Annotated in this window: 16 protein-coding genes; 2 read left to right on the top strand and 14 right to left on the bottom strand. The window is 58.3% G+C overall.

The features are described from left to right. Positions 1 to 6: 6 nt before the first annotated feature. The gene (gene ppc / locus WD429_RS15695; protein WP_368423125.1) at positions 7 to 2652 is read right to left on the bottom strand and encodes a phosphoenolpyruvate carboxylase; all 2646 of its coding nucleotides are present in this window, start codon (positions 2650 to 2652) and stop codon (positions 7 to 9) included. Positions 2653 to 2735: 83 nt separating this feature from the next. On the opposite strand from ppc, the gene WD429_RS15690 reads away from it, so the two are divergent. Beyond that, a complete protein-coding gene (locus WD429_RS15690) occupies positions 2736 to 2969 on the top strand; it encodes a hypothetical protein (protein ID WP_368423124.1) in 234 nt (77 codons plus the stop codon). Positions 2970 to 3040: 71 nt separating this feature from the next. On the opposite strand, the gene WD429_RS15685 is transcribed toward WD429_RS15690, so the two are convergent. The 5 genes from WD429_RS15685 to cysM all read right to left on the bottom strand — a co-directional run bounded on the left by WD429_RS15685 (position 3041) and on the right by cysM (position 8932). Next, positions 3041 to 3385 (bottom strand): pilin assembly protein, encoded by a 345-nt coding sequence (locus WD429_RS15685; protein ID WP_368423123.1) that lies wholly within the window; start codon positions 3383 to 3385, stop codon positions 3041 to 3043. A 158-nt stretch (positions 3386 to 3543) separates the two neighbouring features. Further along, entirely contained in the window at positions 3544 to 4386 is an 843-nt protein-coding gene (mazG, locus tag WD429_RS15680) for a nucleoside triphosphate pyrophosphohydrolase (RefSeq protein ID WP_368423122.1), read from the bottom strand. Continuing rightward, complete coding sequence (gene relA / locus WD429_RS15675; RefSeq protein WP_368423121.1) at positions 4383 to 6620, bottom strand: GTP diphosphokinase; 2238 nt, start codon at positions 6618 to 6620, stop codon at positions 4383 to 4385. The genes mazG and relA overlap by 4 nt, the downstream gene beginning before the upstream one ends. A gap of 56 nt (positions 6621 to 6676) precedes the next feature. Continuing rightward, entirely contained in the window at positions 6677 to 8017 is a 1341-nt protein-coding gene (gene rlmD / locus WD429_RS15670) for a 23S rRNA (uracil(1939)-C(5))-methyltransferase RlmD (RefSeq protein WP_368423120.1), read from the bottom strand. 21 nt (positions 8018 to 8038) lie between these two features. After that, positions 8039 to 8932 (bottom strand): cysteine synthase CysM, encoded by an 894-nt coding sequence (gene cysM, locus WD429_RS15665; RefSeq protein ID WP_368423259.1) that lies wholly within the window; start codon positions 8930 to 8932, stop codon positions 8039 to 8041. 258 nt (positions 8933 to 9190) lie between these two features. Here cysM and WD429_RS15660 point away from each other — a divergent pair, with 258 nt between their 5' ends. Then, positions 9191 to 12109: an ATP-binding protein gene (locus WD429_RS15660; protein ID WP_368423119.1), complete on the top strand. Its 2919-nt coding sequence runs from the start codon at positions 9191 to 9193 to the stop codon at positions 12107 to 12109. A gap of 9 nt (positions 12110 to 12118) precedes the next feature. On the opposite strand, the gene pdxJ is transcribed toward WD429_RS15660, so the two are convergent. The 8 genes from pdxJ to WD429_RS15620 form a co-directional block, all read right to left on the bottom strand. Further along, positions 12119 to 12859 (bottom strand): pyridoxine 5'-phosphate synthase, encoded by a 741-nt coding sequence (gene pdxJ / locus WD429_RS15655; RefSeq protein ID WP_368423118.1) that lies wholly within the window; start codon positions 12857 to 12859, stop codon positions 12119 to 12121. Next, positions 12849 to 13577 (bottom strand): DNA repair protein RecO, encoded by a 729-nt coding sequence (gene recO, locus WD429_RS15650; protein WP_368423117.1) that lies wholly within the window; start codon positions 13575 to 13577, stop codon positions 12849 to 12851. Before recO ends, pdxJ begins: the two co-directional genes overlap by 11 nt. A gap of 7 nt (positions 13578 to 13584) precedes the next feature. Then, positions 13585 to 14502, bottom strand: coding sequence for a GTPase Era (era, locus tag WD429_RS15645; protein ID WP_368423116.1), 918 nt, complete (start codon positions 14500 to 14502; stop codon positions 13585 to 13587). Continuing rightward, entirely contained in the window at positions 14502 to 15191 is a 690-nt protein-coding gene (gene rnc, locus WD429_RS15640; protein ID WP_368423115.1) for a ribonuclease III, read from the bottom strand. Before rnc ends, era begins: the two co-directional genes overlap by 1 nt. Then, positions 15188 to 15577, bottom strand: a complete 390-nt coding sequence (locus WD429_RS15635; RefSeq protein ID WP_368423114.1) for a DUF4845 domain-containing protein — start codon at positions 15575 to 15577, stop codon at positions 15188 to 15190. The genes rnc and WD429_RS15635 overlap by 4 nt, the downstream gene beginning before the upstream one ends. A 30-nt stretch (positions 15578 to 15607) precedes the next feature. Beyond that, a complete protein-coding gene (lepB, locus tag WD429_RS15630; RefSeq protein ID WP_368423113.1) occupies positions 15608 to 16396 on the bottom strand; it encodes a signal peptidase I in 789 nt (262 codons plus the stop codon). Between the two features lie 11 nt (positions 16397 to 16407). Beyond that, positions 16408 to 18210, bottom strand: coding sequence for a translation elongation factor 4 (gene lepA, locus WD429_RS15625; protein WP_368423112.1), 1803 nt, complete (start codon positions 18208 to 18210; stop codon positions 16408 to 16410). Between the two features lie 104 nt (positions 18211 to 18314). After that, on the bottom strand, positions 18315 to 21041 hold the full coding sequence (locus tag WD429_RS15620; protein WP_368423111.1) for an EAL domain-containing protein: 2727 nt from the start codon (positions 21039 to 21041) through the stop codon (positions 18315 to 18317). Positions 21042 to 21070 lie beyond the last annotated feature (29 nt).

Below are 21070 nucleotides of genomic sequence, written 5' to 3'. Positions count from 1 at the left end.
GGTGAATCACCCGGTGTTGCGCATTCCGGCCGCAATACCCGCCATGGTGACTTTCAGGGCCCGCTCCACTCTGTCCGGACCTTCACCCTTGCCTTCACCTTCCCTGTCCCGCTTGAGAAGTTCAGCCTGCAGGTAGTGGAGGGGGTCAGTATACGGATTCCGCACTCGCATGGAATGGGCGAACACCGACTCAGCCTCAAGAAGCGTCTGCTGCTCCTTAAGCTCCAGCAATCGCTCGATGCATCCCTGCAACCGGGAACGCAGGCTTTCGCCCAACTTTTTCAGCTCTTCGTCATCGAGCAGGGTCTGCTCATAATAGCTGGCGATGCGTAAATCAGCCTTGGCCAGCACCATTTCCAGCATGTCGACATAGGTTCGGAAGAACGGCCAGCCCTTCATCATTTCCCGCAGAACGGGGAGCTTGCCGTTTTGTGCCGCTTCTTCCAGCGCGACGTCGCTGCCCAGCCAACTCGGCAGCATCAGTCGCATCTGTGTCCAGGCAAAAATCCACGGAATCGCCCGCAGGCTCTCCACGCCGCCGGAGGGCTTGCGCCGTGCCGGTCGACTGCCGAGGGCAAGCTTGCCCAGGGCCTGCTCCGGCGTGACCTGGCGAAAATAGGGCACGAAATCGGGATCATCGCGAACCACATCCCGATACGCCTTCAGTGAGCGCTCGGTCAGCCAGTCCATCGCTTCCCGCCACGCCGGTTCGGGCTCAGGCGGCGGTGCCAGGGTCGCTTCTATGACCGCTGTGGTGTAGAGCGTCAGACTTTGCTCTGCCAGACGAGGCAAGCCGAATTTGAAACGAATCATCTCGCCCTGCTCGGTAATGCGGAAGCTGCCGTTGACCGAACCCGGGGGCTGCGACAAAATCGCCCGGTTTGCCGGGCCACCGCCACGGCCCACGGTGCCACCGCGGCCATGGAACAGGGTCAGGTGAACATCATACTGACTGGCGATAGCGGTCAGTTTTTCCTGAGCCTGATACTGAGCCCAGGCCGCCATCAACTGGCCGGCGTCCTTGGAAGAGTCCGAGTAGCCAATCATCACTTCCTGACGGCCCTGGCAGTATTCGCGATACCATTCCACTTCGTAGAGCGCGGCCATGCTGTCGGGAGCCCCGGTCAGGTCATCCAGGGTTTCGAACAGCGGCACTACCCGCATCGGGAAGGTCATGCCCGATTCCCGCAGCAACAGGATCACGCTGAGCACATCCGAAGGTTTGCTGGCCATGGAAATAACATAGGACCCCAAGGCTTCCGGGGTTTGCTGCGCCACCACTTCGCAGGTCGCCAGCACTTCCCGGACCGCCTCCGAGGGCTCCCAGTTTCTCGGCACCAGAGGACGCCGCCCCTGCAGTTCTTTGAGCAGGAACTGCTGACGCTCCGGTTCCGACCAGGACAGGTAATCGCCCAGTTCCAGAAACGCCACCATTTCCGCCACCGCTTCGGCGTGCCGGGAGGCTTCCTGGCGAATATCCAGGCGAATCAGCGGCAGCCCAAACGTGTGGGCGCGGCGGATGGTGTCGAGCAGCGGACCATTGGCAATGTGTTCAAGACCACAGTCCACCAGGGAGCGGTAGCAGGTCTCCAGCGGCGCAATAAAGTCCTCATTTTCAAACAGGATACCTCGGTCATCGGCGGGCTCGCCGTTTACCGACGCCTCGGCCCAGTCACGGGTCCTGAGGAGGCGCTCCCGCAGTTCAGCAAGCACCTGGCGATAGGGCTCAGGGCTGTCCCCGGCCAGGGCTTTCAGTTCGTCATTGGCCTGCCACATGGACAACTCGGCCCGCAACGCCTGGATATCCCGGAGGTAAAGGTCGGCAGCCATCCACCGGCCAAGCACAAACACTTTGCGGGTGACCTCGTGAGTGACATTGGGATTGCCATCACGGTCACCCCCCATCCAGGACGCCATACGGATAGGTGCCGCGTGCAACGGCAGGCCCTGCCCGGTTGCATCGATTAGCGATGTATCCAGACTTCTCAGAAACCGGGGCAGCGCCTGCCACAAACTGTTTTCGATGACGGCAAAGCCCCATTTGGCTTCATCCACCGCCGTGGGGCGCTGGTGTCGTATTTCGTCGGTGTGCCAGGCCTCGGCAATCAGTTGGGCAAGGCGGTCAACCACTTCGTCACGCTCGGCGGGCATCAGGTCATCGTGGTCGAGCCGCGCCAGGCAATCGGACATTTCGTCGTACTTCATGATCAGCGTTCGCCGCGCCACCTCGGTGGGGTGAGCGGTCATCACGAATTCAATCCGCAGATCCGTCACTCTCTGGTGCAGCTCTTCGGCGCTGACACCGGATGCGTTCAAACGCCCAAACATCTCCCCGAAGGATTCCACCATCAAGTCCGACTGATGGCCCCGCTTGCGGCGGATGCCGTGGTACTGTTCGGCAAGGTTGGCAAGATTGAGAAACTGGTTAAACGCGCGGGTAACCGGCAGAAGTTCGTCGTCGCCCAGCTTACCCAGCAGGTTGACCAGCCTCTGCCCGGAACCACTCTCCTGGCGACGGTCGGCCTTGGCGGCGGCGCGGATTTCTTCAATACGCTCGTAACATGCCTGCCCCGGATAGCGTCGGATGCTCTGGCCCAGTAATTCACCCAGCATGCGAACGTTTTCTCGAAGATCGGGATGTAGTTCGGTCACATTGACGTCCTTTTAAATTGACGGAAGCGAAGTAAACTAACGATACTAATAACGATTAAAGCCCGTCGTCGCAAGGAGAATTCATGAAAGTTACCGACCTGCCCAAGCACTGGGAAAGCAAGAAAGAAAACGTCGAGCGGACCCACGACTACAACCTGCGACTGCCGCTGGAAGATGCCGCACGCATCGCCGCGCTGGCCGAACTTTATCCTGACCGGACAGAAAGCGACATTCTCAACGATATGATCGGGGCGGCGCTGGACGACCTGGTCAGGCACAGCCCGCTGAAGGGGAAACTGGAGGGGAAAGACAAATAGCGCAGGCGTTACCGTCTCGGGGTGGCCTCACCACCCCGAAGCAGAGACCTGTCTTCAGGACGATCGTCAGCTCAGGCAACCGATTCCAACTGACGGGCTTTGAGGCGCTGGATATGCTTCTGGCTGAGGCTCACGAAGCGCGGGGTCATGCCCTGGTCCTCGTAGATCTCGAAACCATCCTCATCGAACGCCACCACTTTGGTGCCCTGCACGTAAGGGAAGCTGGTTTCCAGCTCATCCAGGGAGGCTGATATCAAATCCCGCATCAGATCCTGCGGGGATTTCATCGGATACAAAGCAGCCAGTTTTTCCAGTCGCTTGTGATGCTGGCCAGACAGCTCCATGAAATAGGCATCTCGGGTTAAACGTCCCCGTGCGTGCTTATCCCAGTAATTGACCAGATCTTTGATTTTCATGGTGCCTTCACTCCTGCATCTTTTCGACGGCATACGGTGCACCGAGTCAGTGCAACCGTTTCCAGAAGTGTAGACGAAGGCCGGCCAGTCCGGTGCAACAAATTGGTAACGGATTGTACTTACCGCAATGCCCGCTCAGCGCGCTGTTTTCAACCCTCTCAGCCCTTCTCGACCCCTTTTACCTGCTGCCAGATGGCATCGAGTGCAGCCAGGGTTTCATCGTCCAGATCGCGGCCTTCGTCACCGAGGCGCTGTTCAATGGCACGAAACCGTGCGTCGAACTTGTGATTGGTTCGATTCAGCGCCTGCTCCGGGTTAACCTTCATGAAGCGGGCCAGGTTAACGCACACAAACAGCAGGTCTCCCAGCTCATCCTCCACCGCATCGTCTGGTCCGGTACCCGCCTGCGACGCGTACCAGGCCTCCTTGAGCTCATCGATTTCTTCGTGGAGCTTGTCGAAAACCGGCTCAATGTCCGGCCAGTCAAAACCGTGATTTGACGCACGCTTCTGCAGCTTTTCGGCCCGCGACATGGCCGGCAGAGTCCGCGCAATACCGTCAAGGCGGCTGATTTGTGAGGATTCGGGCTTGGGCGTCAGTGCCCGCTCCTCCGCCTTGATACGCTCCCAACTGGCCTTGATCCAGGCCTCATCCGGGCGATCATCCGGGTCGATACGGCTCTCCAGCGTACCCTCGGGGAACACATGCGGGTGACGACGAACCAGTTTTCTGACCAGGTGGTCCACCACCGAGTCAAAATCGAAATGGTCCTGCTCCTGCCCCATCTGAGTGTAGAAAATCACCTGAAACAGCAGATCCCCAAGCTCGTCTTTCAGGTGAGGGTAATCTTCCCGGTCAATGGCATCCGCCACTTCATACGCTTCCTCCAGCGTATGGGGAACGATGGTTCGGAAGGTTTGCCTGGTGTCCCACGGGCATCCTGTCTCGGGATCGCGCAGCCGGGCCATCAGGTGCTTCAGGTCGTCGATTGAGTAAGTCATGCTCGCTTGCGCCTTACATCAATAATGTTGGGGAGATTGCGGATCTGAGCCAGCAGCTTTGCCAGTTGCTCGAGGCTGGAGATTTCCACGGTAAACGTCATGGTGGCCGTGTTCTCATCCTGGTTACTGAGGGTATTCAAAGAAAGCACATCGCTCTTGGAGGATGACAACACCTGAGTAATGTCCCGCAACAGGCCAGAGCGATCATAGGCTTCAACCTCGACATCCACCGGATAAACCGCAGCCGGTTGACCACCCCAGCTCACTTCGATAATCCGGTTGGGCTCCACGTTTTTCAGATTCAGAAACGTAAGGCAGTCCTGCCGATGGACGGTAACGCCCCGCCCGACCGTGATGTAACCGCCGATATCATCACCGGGCAACGGTTTGCAGCATCTGGCGACCTGGGTTTTGAGTTTGCCAACACCGAGAATCCGGATATCGGCATCCGTGTCGTAGGGTTTGCGGCGCTGACCGCTGAGTTTCAGGTCCAGCTGCTCCGACTTCGGCTCCAGCAACTGCTGAGCCACATTGGCCACATGAGTCGGGCGGAGATCCCCCGCGCCCACGGCGGCAAACATGTCTTCGGCATCCTGGTAATTGACTTTACGGGCCAGATCGCCAAGGTCCACTTCGTACAGTGACAGCCGCCGGAACTCGTCTTCCAGTATGGCGCGGCCATCGATCGCATTACGCCCGTGATCCTGCTGTTTGAACCAGTGGGTCACCTTGGCCCGGGCCCGGGATGTCTGGATGTAGCCCAGGCTCGGGTTGAGCCAGTCACGGCTCGGCGCGGGGTTATTCGACGTCAGGATTGAGACCTGATCCCCGGTTTTCAGCGGGTAGGTCAGCGGCACAATGCGATTGTTAACCCGGGCACCGCGGCAGGCGTGGCCGATTTCCGTGTGAACACGGTAGGCAAAATCTACCGCCGTCGCGCCCTGAGGCAGGTCCACCACGTGCCCTTCCGGTGTGAACACGTAAACCCGATCAGAGGCGACGTCGCTTTTCAGGTGATCCGCCAGGCCCGACAGGTCACCCAGTTCTTCCTGCCACTCCAGCACCTGGCGCAACCAGTTGATCTTGGCCTCGTAACCGGTCGAGCGGTTACCCTTGTCGGTGCCCTTGTAGAGCCAGTGGGCACATACGCCCAACTCCGCCTCTTCGTGCATTTTGTGGGTACGAATCTGCACTTCCATCACCTTGCCTTCCGGCCCGATCACGGCGGTGTGCAGAGACTGATAGCCGTTTTCCTTGGGGTTGGCGATGTAATCATCGAATTCGTTGGGGATGTGTCGCCATAAAGTATGGACAATGCCGAGGGCGGCGTAGCAGTCCCGCACTTCCGGCACCAACACTCGCACTGCACGCACGTCATAGACCTGAGAAAAGTCGATGCCCTTGCGGCGCATTTTCCGCCAGATGCTGTAAATGTGCTTGGCACGGCCTGACAGCTCGCCCTTGATGCCGAAGTTCTTGAGCTCGGTTTTGAGGGTACCAATCACTCGCCGGATGTAATCGTCGCGGTCGAGCCGCTTTTCATCGAGCAGCTTGGCGATTTTCTTGTAGGCGGAGCTGTGGAGATAGCGAAAAGAGAGGTCTTCCAGCTCCCACTTGATATGGCCAATGCCCAGGCGGTGTGCCAGGGGCGCATAGATGTCGAAGACTTCCCGGGCCACCCGCATGCGTTTTTCTTCAGAGCCGTCTTTTACGGCCCGAATCGCGCAGGTACGTTCCGCCAGCTTGATCAGCGCCACGCGAACGTCATCAATCATGGTCACCAGCATTTTGCGGACGTTGTCCAACTGGCCTTCGCTCTGGCCCAGTACGTTGCCTTTAAGCGGATGGTGGATGGACGAGATCGCCGCCATCTGCTGAACGCCGTTGATCAGCCCGGCCACTTCATCGCCGAACTCTTTACGAATGCGCTCCAGTGGCACTCGTTCTTCACGCACGGCGCGATACAGAATCGCGGCAACGAGACTGGCCTGGTCCAGGTGCAGTTCGGCCAGCACCTGCGCCATTTCGAGACCGGTACGAAAGCTGCTGGCACCCTGCGCCCACAGGCGATCTTCGCGGAACGCCTGCAAATCGATCTCAGCGGCCATCTCACAGGCCAGGCGGAATTGATCAACGTTATCCAGGTAGGTCTGCGACTCGATCTGACGAACCCACCGTTCAATGTCAACCTGACCGTCGCCGGTAACGGCGTAATTTTCGCGAACTTTTACCATATCGGTTTTATTATTCCCGGTTCCTTGGCCCGGCCATCCCTGACCGGTCTGTTGTATTACTGGTCTGCGCGCTCAAACATCGCAATGGATTCGACGTGAGTGGTATGAGGAAACATATCCATGACCCCCGCGCGGACCAGCCGATATCCGTTACGCACCAGGACGCCCGCATCACGGGCGAGCGTGGCCGGGTTGCAGGATACGTACACAATCCGTTTTGCGCCGAACGCGGTCAGATATTCGCAGACTTCCTGCGCGCCGGACCGGGGAGGGTCAATCAGGATTTTGTCAAACCCTTCCAGAGCCCAGGGTTGAGACGTAAAGTCCCCCTGAAGGTCAGCGCCGTGAAAACTGACATTGTCCAGCCCATTGAGTTCCGCATTCTCACGACCGCGGACCACCATGGCGTCATCGCCCTCTACACCCACAACCCGACCGGCCTTGCGCGCCAGTGGCAGTGTGAAATTGCCCAGACCGCAAAACAGATCCAGCACCCGCTCGTCCGGCTGGATATCCAGCCATTCCACTGCGCGGTGCACCATCGTGCTATTGATGCCGGCATTCACCTGGGTGAAATCCATAGGGTGGAATTTCATCGTCAGGTCGAACTCGTCGAGCCGGTAACTCAGGCGTTCCTCGCCGCCTTCCGGCCAGATTCGATGCACGGTATCGGGCCCTTTCGGCTGCAAATAGATGTGCAATTCGTGGGCCTGACCGAAAGCCATCAATGCCGCGCGGTCCGGGTCACTGAGCGCATCCATGTTGCGAAACACCATCGCCGCGGCATCATCACCACAGGCAACCTCCACCTGGGGAATCCGGCTGAAGGCATCAAGCGAATGCAGCAACTCACGCAGTGGGGTGATGCGTTCACCAATCCGGGGATCCATAACCACACAGCGATCAATGTCCGTCAGAAAGCTGTTGCGCTTCTCCCGGAACCCAACCAGAACAGACTCCCGAGCCTGAACATAACGGACCCCCATGCGCGCCTTGCGCCGGTAGCCGAGTACGTCCGCAGAGCGCATCGGCACCACCCACTCTTCCGGCTCAATGCCCCCGAAATGGGCAAAATGCTCCCGCAGGGTGTCTTCCTTGAACCGGATCTGCGCATCGGCCGTCATGTGCTGAAGGCTGCAACCACCACAGAGATCGGCATAATCACAGGGCGGCACTACCCGATCCGGAGCCTCCTCAAGGACCTCGACGGTGCGCAGCTCATCGAATTTGCTGCGCGAACCTACCACTTTCGCCATCACGGTTTCGCCAGGCAGAGCGCCGTCAACAAACTGGACTTTGCCCTCCTGACGGGCAATGCCCCGGCCATCGTGCCCCAGAGTTTCAACCACACAACGAACGGGCTCCTTGGGAAGGACCTTCCTGCGTCTTCTACTCATACTCAAATCTCTTGCTGCGGTTCAGGCACCGGGAAAGACGCCGGTGGACAGGTAGCGATCGCCCCGATCACAGATAATGGCCACAATCACCGCGTTTTCAACCTGACTGGACAATTGCAGGGCGGCGGCAATGGAGCCGCCAGAGGAAACACCGCAAAAGATGCCCTCTTTTTCAGCAAGCGCCCTCATGGTGTCTTCTGCTTCCTGCTGGCCAATGTCCAGCACCTGATCAACGCGACTGGCCTCGTAGATTTTGGGCAGATAAGCCTCCGGCCAACGCCGAATGCCCGGGATCGCCGCGCCCTCTCTTGGCTGCAGCCCGATGATACGGATGTCCGGGTTACGTTCTTTGAGGTAACGGGAGACCCCCATGATGGTACCGGTCGTGCCCATGGAGCTGACGAAATGTGTCACCCGCCCATCGGTCTGCTCCCAGATTTCCGGCCCGGTGGTCCGATAATGCGCCAAAGGGTTGTCCGGGTTGCTGAACTGGTCAAGCACCGTGCCCTTGCCGTCTGCGGCCATTTGCAGGGCCAGGTCACGGGCGGTTTCCATCCCCTCCTCTTTCGAGACGGTCACAATCTCCGCGCCGTAAGCGCGCATGGAGGCGCGGCGCTCCTCGCTCATATTCGCTGGCATGATCAGCACCATGCGGTAGCCCTTGATGGCCGCCGCCATCGCCAGCGCGATACCGGTATTGCCACTGGTGGCTTCGATCAGCGTGTCTCCGGGCTTGATTTCGCCCCGTCGTTCAGCTTCCTGAATCATACTGATGGCTGGCCGGTCTTTGACCGAGCCTGCCGGGTTGTCGCCTTCCAGCTTGGCGAGCACCAGGTTACTGGTCTGCCCCGGCAAGCGTTGCAGGCGAACCAGGGGGGTGTGCCCGACATAATCTTCTATGGTGGGGAAATTCATAGGGAAATCGTCCTCAATTCTGCCTTCACCCGGCAAGCCGGTAACCAGACCGGCCATAGCCTGTGGTACACTTTTGCGTTCGCATGATACGCGTTATGGCCGCCGTCTCCCAATACAGCTTCTCGCTATATCCATGACCGGCGGCTATATCCGGGCCATAAATCGGTCTGTTACGCAGCATTGATTACCCGGATCATCTATTCTGACAGGGAAGTAAGGCCGGCAACCCGGCTGAACACGTAACAAACAGGGACACCTATGCGGCGTTGGGGCATTCGCAAAAAAGTTCTGGTGGTGACGCTCATCCCCACCCTGCTGACCACGCTGGTGCTGGGGCTGTTTTTTACCTACAGCTGGGTCACCAACATCGAGAGCCTGCTTCAGGACCGGGGGCAATCGCTGTCACGCCAGCTCGCGGCCGGCTCGGAATACGGCCTTTTCACCACCAACCGCAGCCTTCTCAACAGCCTGTCCAATGCACTCCTGGAAGAACAGGATGTGCGCTCGATTACCTTTTTTGACAGCCATCGCCAACGCCTGCTCCACACCGGCCCGGGCAGCTCCGACGCCATCCCTGCCGAGGACCTGACCACGGAACGTCCGCACCGGATTTTCCGCTCTGACAGCACGCTGTTCGTCACTCCGGTGTACCTGCAGGACCTGATGATTGAGAACATGCTCGAGCCAGACAGCCTCAGCCAGGCCCCAAACGGCACCAGGCAAACGCTTGGCTGGGCGGCGGTTGAGATGGCGCACATCCGTACCGAGAAAGAAACCTACAAGGCGTTGCTGATTTCACTGGTACTGGTGCTTGGCGGCGTCATCCTCAGCCTGATCATTGCCCTGAAGTTGAGCCGGGCCTTCACCGATCCGGTGTTCGAGCTCAACGAAGCCGTGGCCAAACTCAAGGAGGGCAAGCTCGACACCCGGGTGTATACCGGCGCAGGGCCCGAGTTTGAGCAGCTGGAATCCGGCCTCAACGCGATGGCCGAAGAGCTCAGCAAGGCCCAGGCCGAAATGCAGCAGAACATTGATCAGGCCACGGAAGACCTGCGGGAGACCCTGGAAACCATCGAAATCCAGAACATCGAGCTGGATTTCGCCCGTAAGGAAGCCCTGGAAGCCAGCAGGATCAAGTCTGAATTCCTGGCCAACATGTCCCACGAAATCCGCACACCGCTGAACGGCATTATTGGCTTTACCGAGTTGCTGCTCAAAAGTCAGTTGCCGCGACAGCAACGCGACCACCTGAGCACTATTCGCAAGTCCTCGGAAATTCTGCTCACCATCATCAATGACATACTCGATTTTTCCAAAATCGAGGCGGGCAAGCTGATCCTCGATCGGGTGCCCTTCCCGCTCCGGGACATTGTCGAAGACGTCATGGTGATGCTGGCCCCGGCTGCCCACGGCAAAAACCTTGATCTGGTACCTCTGGTCTACAACGACGTGCCGGATAACATCATGGGCGACCCCTTGCGGGTCAAGCAGGTCATCACCAATCTGGTCAACAATGCCATCAAGTTCACCCAGACCGGAGAAGTGGTGCTGCGCGCCAGCCTGGAGGACGAAGACAAGGAAAGTAACCGGGTAACCCTGCGCATCAGCATCACCGACTCCGGCGTGGGCCTGTCCCGGGCCCAACAGCAGTCACTGTTCAACGCGTTCAGTCAGGCCGATGCCTCAACAGCGCGGCAGTATGGCGGCACCGGGCTGGGGCTTGCTATCTCCAAGCGGCTGGTGGAAGAAATGGGGGGCAAAATTGGCCTTCAGAGCGAGCTGGGCAAAGGCTCGACATTCTGGTTCACCCTGACCTCGGAACTGTCGGGTGCGGGCGACACCAACGCGCCCCGCGATGCGTTGCGTGGCGAAAGAATACTGTATCTCGAACAGCAGAAAACCAGCGGCCTGGCCGTCGAGCATACGCTCCGGGAATGGGGCATGGTGGTCGACACTGTCGCCTCCCCAGGCGCGATGCAGGAACAGGTGGAAGAAGCGCAGCGCAGCCAGTCGGGTTACGCCCTGGCCATCGTTGGCATTACCCGGCACCTGCTGAATTCCAGCCAGTATTGTGGCCTGGTCAGGAATCTCGAGCTGGAGCGTGACTGCCGCACCTTACTGCTGACGCCCACCCTTGATACCCACGATACGCCTTTGTCCGGCCTCGCCAGCGGGCACCTGACCAAGCCCATTTGCCGCGATGCGCTCTACGATGAACTCTTGCTGCTGGTCCACGGTATCAACTCTGGCCAGAAAACCCTGATCGAGCATTCGCCACACTCGCCACAACTCGCATGGCAGCCGGCGGCCGGCAACGTGCCTCGAATTCTGGCCGTGGACGACAACGACGCCAACCTGAAACTGGTGATGACTCTGCTCAATGATTGCCGGGTAACGGCCGAAGGCGCATCCAGCGGATTCGAGGCCATCAGCAAAGCACGAAACAACCCGTTTGATCTGGTGTTCATGGATCTGCAAATGCCCGGCATGGACGGTGTCGAGACCACCTCACGGTTGCGGGCGATGGACACCAAGAGCCATCGCACTCCGGTTATCGCACTCACCGCTCATGCCCTTGCCGACGAACAGGAGCGCCTTTCCCGGCAAGGCTTCGATGGCTATCTTGCCAAGCCAATAAGCAGTAGCCAGCTGACAGAGACCATTCAGGAGTACACCGGGTACCGCTGTGAGGTCTCACCGACCGCTCACCCGCACATGGTGCCCGAGGTAAGGGATACCCGCAAAGCGGTTCGTCCTTCTACCCGCAAGTTGCAGCAGGATTGCGTCAGCGTGGATGAAAGTATTCAATTGGCCGCCGGCAAGGCGGACCTCGCGGAGGAACTGTTCAGCATGTTACTGGAACAGTTATCGTCGGATGCGGACAAGGTTCGGCGACACTGGGCCGAGGGCAACCTGGAAGCGTTGCTGGAATGCGTTCACAAGCTGCACGGGGCTACCCGCTATTGCGGCGTGCCAGAGCTCAGAGCGGCGGCCAATCAGCTGGAGACGGCACTTAAATGCTCCGCCCCGGACATCGCCTACCTGAAAGATCAATTGCTTGCCGGCATCGAGCGCCTGCAGATCTGGAGTGAACAGACCGACTGGCAGCTCCTATTCCGGCAATATCAGGAGGGCTCAGTGAAACAGAGCTCAGAGAACACCGACAGCCTCAGTTGAGGACCTGGCTCAGCGCCCACCCCGGACGCTGTCCAGGATCGTTTTCATGTCCCGCACCGCCTCTTTCAGCCCCGTAAACACAGCCCGCGCAACAATGGCATGGCCAATATTCAGCTCATTGACCCCGACGATGGCCGCCACACGCTCGGTATTGTGGTAATGCAAGCCATGGCCGGCATTGACGATCAGGCCCTTCTTGCGGGCATAGGCAACCGCTTCGGCCAGCACGTTGAACGCGGCATTTGCGGCCTCGGCCCCTTTGGCCTGGGCGTACTCGCCAGTATGGAGTTCGACCACCGGCGCGCCACAGCGCACCGCAGCGTCAATCTGTGCAGGATCGGGATCGACAAACAGCGACACTTCAGCCCCGATTCTGGCAAGCCGTTCACAGGCTTTGGCGACACGGGCTTCCTGACCGTCGACATCCAGACCACCCTCAGTGGTGAGCTCCTCCCGTTTTTCAGGCACGAGACACACACACTCCGGGCGCACCTGCTCGGCGAAGGCCAGCATGGCATCGGTGACGGCCATTTCCAGATTCATCTTGGTCTGCAGCACCTCCCGCAGCATCAGCACATCGCGGTCCTGAATGTGACGACGGTCTTCACGCGGATGAATGGTGATGCCATCAGCACCGGCTTCCTCCGCCATCAGCGCCGCCTGGACCGGATCGGGATATCGGGTGCCCCGCGCCTGGCGCAAGGTGGCCACATGATCAATATTCACACCGAGCAACACTCTAGGATTCATTGGATTCTCTCCGACCGTGACTGAAAAGGTTTCTGCTGTGCAACGGCTTGCCCTGCAACAGGTAATCCACCAGCACCCGCATGACCCGCTTGGCGGCCCTGCGGCACTCAGGCGATAGATAGTCGCCCTCCGCAAGCGCCAGCAGCACCGCGCCAGACAGGTTGGTGATACGCACATCGTCACTCGCTGTGCGCACAACACCCTGCTGGGGATCGTAGCAATAGGTCTGACCGGCCTCGACGTCTGCCGCCAGATCCATCGCCCGATCCCAGGCGAAACCGTAACCCAGGGCGTCGGCAAACGAGCGCTCGAACCGACGCAGCACCGGTTCTACGTCGGCGGTGTCGGCCAGTTCGGCAATCACATCAATATAGGCGGCAAACAGGGAAGGATGAGGGTCTGCCGCTGGCAGAACCCGTTGCAGCAACTCGTTAATATACAACCCACTGTACAAGGCCGTGGTGCCTCGTGGAACCGGGCCATTGCGAATCTCGGCCTGGGTCAGGGTTTTCAGATCGCTGCGACCGGTCCAGTCCAGCAACAGTGGATGGAACGGCTGCAACTGCGCCTTGAGCGGGCTTCTGGCACTATTGGCACCGCGTGCAATCAACGACAGCCGGCCCGCATTCAGACTGAACACATCCACCTGAAGACTGGTTTCCCGCCAGGGGCGACGATGAAGAACGTAAGCCGGTTCCTGCTGCACTGCCGCTGCCATGGCAGTCTCAGAAGTCGTTCATGCCCAGGCTCTTCAGAGCCCGGTCACTGTCGGCCCAGCCACGCTTGACCTTGACCCACAAACGCAACATCACTTTGCTGTCAAACAGCCGCTCCATGTCGGTGCGGGCTTCCTGACCAATGCGGCGCAAGCGTTCGCCCTTGTCACCGATCATGATTTTTTTCTGGCCTTCACGCTCTACCAGAATCAGAGCTGAGATGTGAAGGGTTTTGCCGTCACGCCGGAATTCTTCGATCTCCACCGCCACAGAATAGGGTAACTCGGCCCCCAGTTGACGGGTGATCTTTTCCCGCACCATCTCAGACGCCATAAACCGCTCACTGCGGTCAGTGATCTGGTCATCCGGATAGAAATGCACGCTTTCTGGCAGATAGCCATTTACCGCTGTTTCCAGCGGCTCGAGATTGCTCTCTTTCAGAGCAGACAGCGGAATAATCTCAGCAAACGCGCGCTTCTTGGACAGCATGTCCAGGTGAGGCAGCAGCGTTTCCCGCTTCTCGATTTTGTCCACCTTGTTGACCGCCAGAATCACCGGACACTTCAACGAGGACAGTTTTTCCAGCACCAGTTCGTCAGCGGTGGTCCAGGTCAGTTGATCCACCACGAACACCACCACATCCACATCGACAAGCGCCGAGGTGGCTGCACGGTTCATGTACCGGTTCAGTGCCCGTGGCTCTTCCTCGTGCATGCCCGGCGTGTCCACGTAAACCGCCTGTACCAGCCCTGTGGTTTTTATACCCAAAACCTGATGGCGCGTGGTCTGTGGCTTGCGCGATGTGATGCTCAGCTTCTGTCCAAGAATGTGGTTCAGCAGCGTCGATTTGCCCACATTCGGACGGCCAACGATGGCCACGAAACCGCAACGGCTGTCCGGATTTTCAGGACGGGTAATATCATTCATCAGTCATTCTCCACACCCAGTTCCTTGAGCGCATTGCGAGCGGCTTGCTGTTCTGCGATTCGGCGGCTATTGCCGATGCCGGACGTTTTACGGTCCAGCGACGGCATTGCGCAGCTAACATGAAATGTCTGCGCGTGCGCTTCGCCATCCACCGAAATCACATCGTATCGTGGCAGTGGAAACTGGCGTGACTGCAAATACTCCTGAAGACGGGTTTTGGGGTCTTTCTGGGTATCCTGCAGGTCCAGGTTTTTCAGTCTCTGCTCGAACCAGCGCAGAATCTGCTCCCGGCATGTTTCAAAATCGCTGTCCAAATAGATCGCGCCGATGATCGATTCCACGGCGTCGGCCAGTATCGATTCGCGCCGGAAACCACCACTCTTGAGCTCACCGGAGCCCAGTCGCAGATACTTGCCGAGCTCGAATTCCCGGCCAATCTCCGCCAGCGTCACGCCCTTGACCATACGCGCGCGCAATCGGCTTAACTGACCCTCACGGGCCTTTTCAAAATGCCGGTAAAGATGTTCGGCAATCACCATATTGACGATGGAGTCGCCGAGAAATTCCAGGCGCTCATTATTCTGGTTGCCGTAACTGCGGTGAGTCAGTGCCAGCAACAGACGCTCCGATACCTTGAACTGGTACCCAATGCGACGTTGTAACTGTTCCAGATCCGGTTGCGAACTCACTGGCCCTTCATCTCGTATTCATGCTTGAAGTGAATAACGGTATCCACATTGCTGAACAGGTTGTTACGCACCTCATACTCCACCTTGATGGTCACCAGGTCACCATTTGTTTCGATCTCTATCTGCTTGGCGTCAAACCCGCGGACATTGTTTACGCTGAGCCGCTTGCGGATAAGGCTGCGCACTTCCCGCGTCCCCATCGCGGACAGCCCCTCGGTGCCCTCAAGGCCTTCGATGGACTCCTGGATGGTGATGTCATCAAGGTAGACCGGGCCCAGCTTGATCACCAGCGTTAGCAAGCTACCAAAAAACAGCACCATCACCAGCATGGTGAGTGCCGATGCGCCACCCTGACGCGCTGCGCAAGACAGGTGATTTTTCTTCATTCTGACGGCACTCCTCGACTGCAAACCGGCTTATTCAATTGCGCCCACCCGATCAAACGATGGCAGGCTGGTGAGAGATTCCCAATGCATCCAGATGGCGAAGGCTTTACCCACGATCAGTTCATCCGGAACCGTTCCCCAATAGCGACTGTCATTGCTGTTGTCCCGGTTGTCACCCATCATGAAATAGTGCCCATCAGGCACGGTCCATTCACCTTCACCGGAACCGGCCGGGCGGCCAAGGGTTAAAAAGACATCATGGACGGTCTCCCCCAGAGTTTCCCGGCGAAGTTCCATCGGTGGCAGCCTCGCCACAAACTGGGTATCCACCAGGTCCCCATTGATGAACAGCTCCTTGCCACGGTACCGCACGTGATCACCCGGCAGCCCGACGACGCGTTTGATGTAGTTGGTACGACCATCTTCAGGATAACGGAAAACCACCACTTCGCCACGGGCGGGATCGTCCATTTCAATGACCTTGGTACCGGCCACCGGCAAACGCAGCCCGTAGGCATACTTGTTCACCAGGATAAAATCCCCAACCTCGAGAGTAGGCAGCATGGAGCCCGAAGGAATCTGGAACGGCTCCACCAGAAACGACCGCAGCACCAGAACAATGGCCAGCACCGGAAAAAAGGAACGGCTCAGGTCCACCAGGTAGGGCTCTTTGGCCGCTGCCGGTTCGGTTCCGTCTGCGGCTTCATGAGCCGGCGCACTGGCCGCTCTGCGCTTGCGCAGAACCAGAAGGTCTAACAGCCAGATCAGCCCCGTTGCGAGCGTCAGTACAACCAGAACAAGGGGGAAATCAATATCCATTCAGGTGCCTTTTATTTGTCCACTTTCAGTACGGCAAGGAACGCTTCCTGAGGCACCTCAACATTACCCAGCTGCTTCATGCGTTTTTTACCTTCTTTCTGCTTCTGCAGCAGTTTTTTCTTACGGCTCACGTCACCGCCGTAACACTTGGCCGTCACGTTCTTGCGCAATGCTTTCACCGTCACCCTGGAGACTACCTGGTTACCGATGGCTGCCTGAATCGCAATATCGAACATTTGCCGAGGAATCAGTTCTTTCATTTTTTCAATCAGTTGCCGGCCCTTGTAGTTCGCCTGTTCCTTGTGCACGATCAACGCCAGGGCATCGACCCGCTCGCCGTTAATCAGCACGTCCAGGCGTACCAGGTTCGCAGCCTGAAACCGTGTAAAATGGTAATCCAGCGAGGCAAACCCACGGCTCGCTGATTTCACCCGGTCGAAAAAGTCCATCACCACTTCTGCCATTGGCAACTCATAAGTGAGCTGAACCTGCGTTGACATGAAGTGCATGTTCTTCTGAACCCCACGCTTTTCTTCACACAAGGTGATGACATTGCCCAGGTGTTCCTGAGGCACCAGAATGCTGGCCTCCACGATGGGCTCACGCATCTCGTCGATCGACCCAATATCCGGAAGACGCGACGGGTTGTCCACCGACAACGTCTCACCCTGATTGGTCACCACTTCGTAGATAACCGTGGGTGCAGTGGTGATCAGATCAATGTCGTATTCCCGCTCCAGCCGCTCCTGGATGATTTCCATATGCAGCATGCCCAGGAATCCGCACCGGAAGCCAAAGCCCAGCGCGTCGGAATTCTCCGGCTCGAAAAACAGCGAGGCATCGTTGAGCGTCAGTTTTTCCAGGGCGTCCCGGAAATCATCGTAGTCATCCGAGCTGACCGGAAACAGGCCCGCGTACACCTGAGGTTTCACTTTCTTGAAACCGGGCAGCATTGGCGTGTCAGCGGCAAATTTATGGTGCACGATGGTGTCGCCCACGGGTGCGCCATGAATATCCTTGATCCCGGCCACCACGAACCCGACATCACCGGCTTCCAGAATGTGGGTGTCGGTCGGCTTGGGGTTGAAAATACCTACCTTGTCGGCATTCCAGGCCTTGCCAGTGGATTTCATGACGATCTTGTCGCCTTTTTTCAGCGTACCCTCGGTCACCCGTACCAGAGAAACAACGCCGAGATAGTTGTCAAACCACGAGTCGATGATCAACGCCTGCAAAGGCGCACTGCGGTCTCCCTTGGGGGGCGGAATCTTGCGGATCAGGTCTTCCAGCACGTCTTCCACGCCCAGACCACTTTTGGCGCTGCAGCGAACGGCATCAGCCGCTTCAATACCGATGATGTCCTCGATCTCGGCGGCAACCCGTTCCGGTTCCGCCTGAGGCAGGTCCATCTTGTTCAGGACCGGAACGACTTCGAGCCCCTGTTCAATCGCGGTATAGCAATTGGCCACAGACTGGGCTTCCACACCCTGCCCTGCATCGACAACCAGCAAAGCACCCTCACAGGCGTATAGAGAACGGGATACTTCGTAGGAAAAATCGACGTGTCCCGGGGTGTCGATGAAGTTGAGCTTGTACTCCTGACCATCCCTCGCCGTGTAATGAAGCGTGACGCTCTGGGCCTTGATGGTAATCCCGCGTTCACGTTCCAGGTCCATGGAATCCAGAACCTGTTCAGCCATTTCGCGGTCGGTGAGACCGCCGCAAACCTGTATGAACCGGTCGGCAAGCGTGGATTTGCCATGGTCTATGTGGGCAATAATGGAAAAGTTACGGATTCGGCTCAGTTCAGTCACAGACAATGAATACTCATATAAGACGAAGGGTTGAGCCCGGAGAGGCCGTTACCGCGATCCGGGAACGGCGTGATTTTACCGGTTAAGGGCCGCCATTGCCATGATCAGGACATCAGCGGCCGCTCGTACTGACGAATCAGGAAGCCAATGAGGGCATCTTCGTCCAACGGGTAGCTGAACAGGTTGCCCTGACACTGGGTGCAGCCTGCCGATTTGAGGAAACTCAGCTGCTGAGGCGTTTCCACACCCTCCGCCACCACCGTGAGGTGCAGCTTCCTGGCCAGGGCGATGACCGCCGAGGCGACGTCGGTTGCGCTGACATTGTAGGGAATATCACGGATAAAACGGTGATCGATCTTGATGACATCCAACGGCAACTGCTGCAGAGATACCATGGAACAGGAGCCGGTACCGAAGTCGTCGAGAATCAGGCACACCCCAAGGTCATGGAGTGAAACCAGCAGTTCCCGCAGCATGCGGGGGTCTTCGTTAAGCAGTTCCGCCGGCATTTCCAGCTCCAGCCGTTCTGGAGAGACACCGGTTTCGGTAATAACCTGGCGGATCATGTCCAGAAAGCCGGAGTCCGTCAGCTGGCGAACCGACAGGTTAACGGCCATTTTCAGTGACTCAAAGCCCGCGCGTTCCAAGGCCTGCACCTGGATGCAGGCCTGTCTTAGCGCCATTTCGCCAAGCCGTACAATCAAACCGGTTTCCTCGGCCAGGCCAATAAACTGCTGGGCGGACACCAGCCCTTTCTCAGGATGGTGCCAGCGCAAGAACGCCTCGACCCCGATTACCCGATCAGTTTCCAGATCCACCTTGGGCTGGTAGTGCAACACAAAGCGGTCACCATCCAGCGCCGTAGCCAGCTCTTCCTGTTGCAACAACCGGCGCGCAGCCTGAATGTTCATTGCCGGGGTGAAGAACTGGTAGGTATTGCGGCCCAACTCTTTCGCCCGATACATTGCCAAGTCCGCGTACTTCATCAAGGCACCAGGGTCTTCACTGTCATGAGGGGCCATGGTAATTCCGATACTGACGGTGATACCCACCTCGTGATCGTTCAGCCGGATACGCTGACAGAGCCGCCGCAAAATGGTTTCCGCCACCTTGCCGGCAGCATCCGGACCGCTGATCCGCGAGAGCAGAACCACAAACTCATCGCCACCGAGACGGGCCACCGAGTCTTCCTCGCGCACACAGCCGGACAGCCATTGCGACACCTGCTGCAATAGCTCATCACCGGCGTCATGGCCGAGGGTGTCATTGATGCGTTTGAAGCCGTCCAGGTCGAGAAACATCAGTGCGGCCGGTTCACCGGTGCGACGACATCGCCGCACCACATGGTTCAACCGGTCACGGAAAAGCTGGCGGTTCGCCAGCCCGGTCAGCGGATCATAAAACGCAAGTCGATGCAGCTCCGACTGGGCGGCCTTCAACTGGGTGAGATCGCGAAGGCTCAGCACCACGCCATCCACGCCAGGCACATTGAGCATCGCGGTGTAGGTTCCTTCCATGTCCCGCCACTGGCCGTCTGAATCCTGAATGCGGGCGCGGATCACCGCCATCTGCTTGCCCGGCGCACTCACCGCGTCTTCGAAACCGGTCATCAGCAGAGGCCAGTCATCCTTGTGGACAATGGTTTCGAAATCCAGTGATTGCAGCCGGTCGGGATCAAAGCCCAGGATATCGGTGCTGGACGGGCTGGCATACAAGGGTTTCCCCTTGCGGCTGAACACCAGCGTGACGTTCGCGGCACCCTCGGTAATTGCCCGGTAACGACCGGCACTGACATGAGCCATGATGCGGGAACGAATCATGGTGAGAACAAACAGGAACATCAGCGCGCTGATGATCAGGCCACTGCCCAGCACAATAGGCGGCCTCGGGTCGGAGGCGAGGAAGTCAAATGCCGGTGTGGAGCGAGTCTGCAGCAGCCAGTTCCTGCCGCCGTGGTGAATGGTCTGGTTCATATCAAAACTGAAATCGTTGTCGAGCGAGCCCAGATTGGAACCGTACATCCGAGTGTCACGGCCAATTCGCTCGCCGTCATAAATGCGCACATCAAGAAAGGGCGATATCAGGCCCACGATGCCGTCAATCAGGTTGTTCATCCGAAAAGCACTGAACACATACCCTGCCAGCATCATTCGGCGTTCGGCACGAATCTCGGGCACCCCACCACCCTGGTAGACCGGGTAATACATCAGGAAGCTGGCCTGGTCTTCCGCCACTTCTTCCTGCACAAGAATAACTCGACCGGTAACCGTGGGCTTTGCGTCATCCCGCGCTTCTTCCATGGCCCGGCGATGCACCGGATCGCTGAAGGCATCGTAGCCCAGCGCACGCCGGTTACGGTCCGTGCCCGGCTCCAGATAAACCATCGGGTAATAGTCGGGGCCGGACCCAAGGGGCGTCACCAGGTAATTATGAACGCCCTCTGTCCGCACCGATGCAATGTGGTCTGCCATGCTTCGGACGCCGATCCGTTCGACGTAGCCAATCCCCTGAATACCCGGGTAATAGCGGTCGATATCAACTTTATCAACGTACTCGCGCCACTGGTCCCGGGATATATTCCCGGCAACAGCAAACAGACCCGCACTGCCAGCGAGCACCTGCTCATAGTTAAGCAAACGCTCTTCAATGGCTGTTTTCAGCTGCAGTGACTGGGTACGAAACCGGGCTTCAGTGCGGTCATCGACCAGCCGGATAGAAACCTGCCAAAGCAGAAGGGTGACCGCAATGCAGCCAGCCAACAAGAGCCAGGCAACCCAGGCGTGTCGGAATTGCAGAAGCGTCCGGAGGGGGAGTTCCTTTTTGTTCATCATTCTGGCAGGTCCAGTCCGTGGCCATCGTT

Source organism: Marinobacter sp., assembly GCF_040904845.1.
In the GTDB taxonomy this organism is placed as follows: domain Bacteria; phylum Pseudomonadota; class Gammaproteobacteria; order Pseudomonadales; family Oleiphilaceae; genus Marinobacter.
The sequence above is the reverse complement of the archived record's forward strand: the minus strand, read 5'-3'. Positions and strand labels throughout refer to the sequence as shown.

Coding starts and splice junctions, on each gene's coding strand:
- WD429_RS15690 (WP_368423124.1), top strand. CDS start 2,736: ATGAAAGTTACCGACCTGCCCAAGCACTGGGAAAGCAAGAAAGAAAAC.
- WD429_RS15685 (WP_368423123.1), bottom strand. CDS start 3,385: ATGAAAATCAAAGATCTGGTCAATTACTGGGATAAGCACGCACGGGGA.
- mazG (WP_368423122.1), bottom strand. CDS start 4,386: ATGACTTACTCAATCGACGACCTGAAGCACCTGATGGCCCGGCTGCGC.
- relA (WP_368423121.1), bottom strand. CDS start 6,620: ATGGTAAAAGTTCGCGAAAATTACGCCGTTACCGGCGACGGTCAGGTT.
- rlmD (WP_368423120.1), bottom strand. CDS start 8,017: ATGAGTAGAAGACGCAGGAAGGTCCTTCCCAAGGAGCCCGTTCGTTGT.
- cysM (WP_368423259.1), bottom strand. CDS start 8,932: ATGAATTTCCCCACCATAGAAGATTATGTCGGGCACACCCCCCTGGTT.
- WD429_RS15660 (WP_368423119.1), top strand. CDS start 9,191: ATGCGGCGTTGGGGCATTCGCAAAAAAGTTCTGGTGGTGACGCTCATC.
- pdxJ (WP_368423118.1), bottom strand. CDS start 12,859: ATGAATCCTAGAGTGTTGCTCGGTGTGAATATTGATCATGTGGCCACC.
- recO (WP_368423117.1), bottom strand. CDS start 13,577: ATGGCAGCGGCAGTGCAGCAGGAACCGGCTTACGTTCTTCATCGTCGC.
- era (WP_368423116.1), bottom strand. CDS start 14,502: ATGAATGATATTACCCGTCCTGAAAATCCGGACAGCCGTTGCGGTTTC.
- WD429_RS15635 (WP_368423114.1), bottom strand. CDS start 15,577: ATGAAGAAAAATCACCTGTCTTGCGCAGCGCGTCAGGGTGGCGCATCG.
- lepB (WP_368423113.1), bottom strand. CDS start 16,396: ATGGATATTGATTTCCCCCTTGTTCTGGTTGTACTGACGCTCGCAACG.
- WD429_RS15620 (WP_368423111.1), bottom strand. CDS start 21,041: ATGATGAACAAAAAGGAACTCCCCCTCCGGACGCTTCTGCAATTCCGA.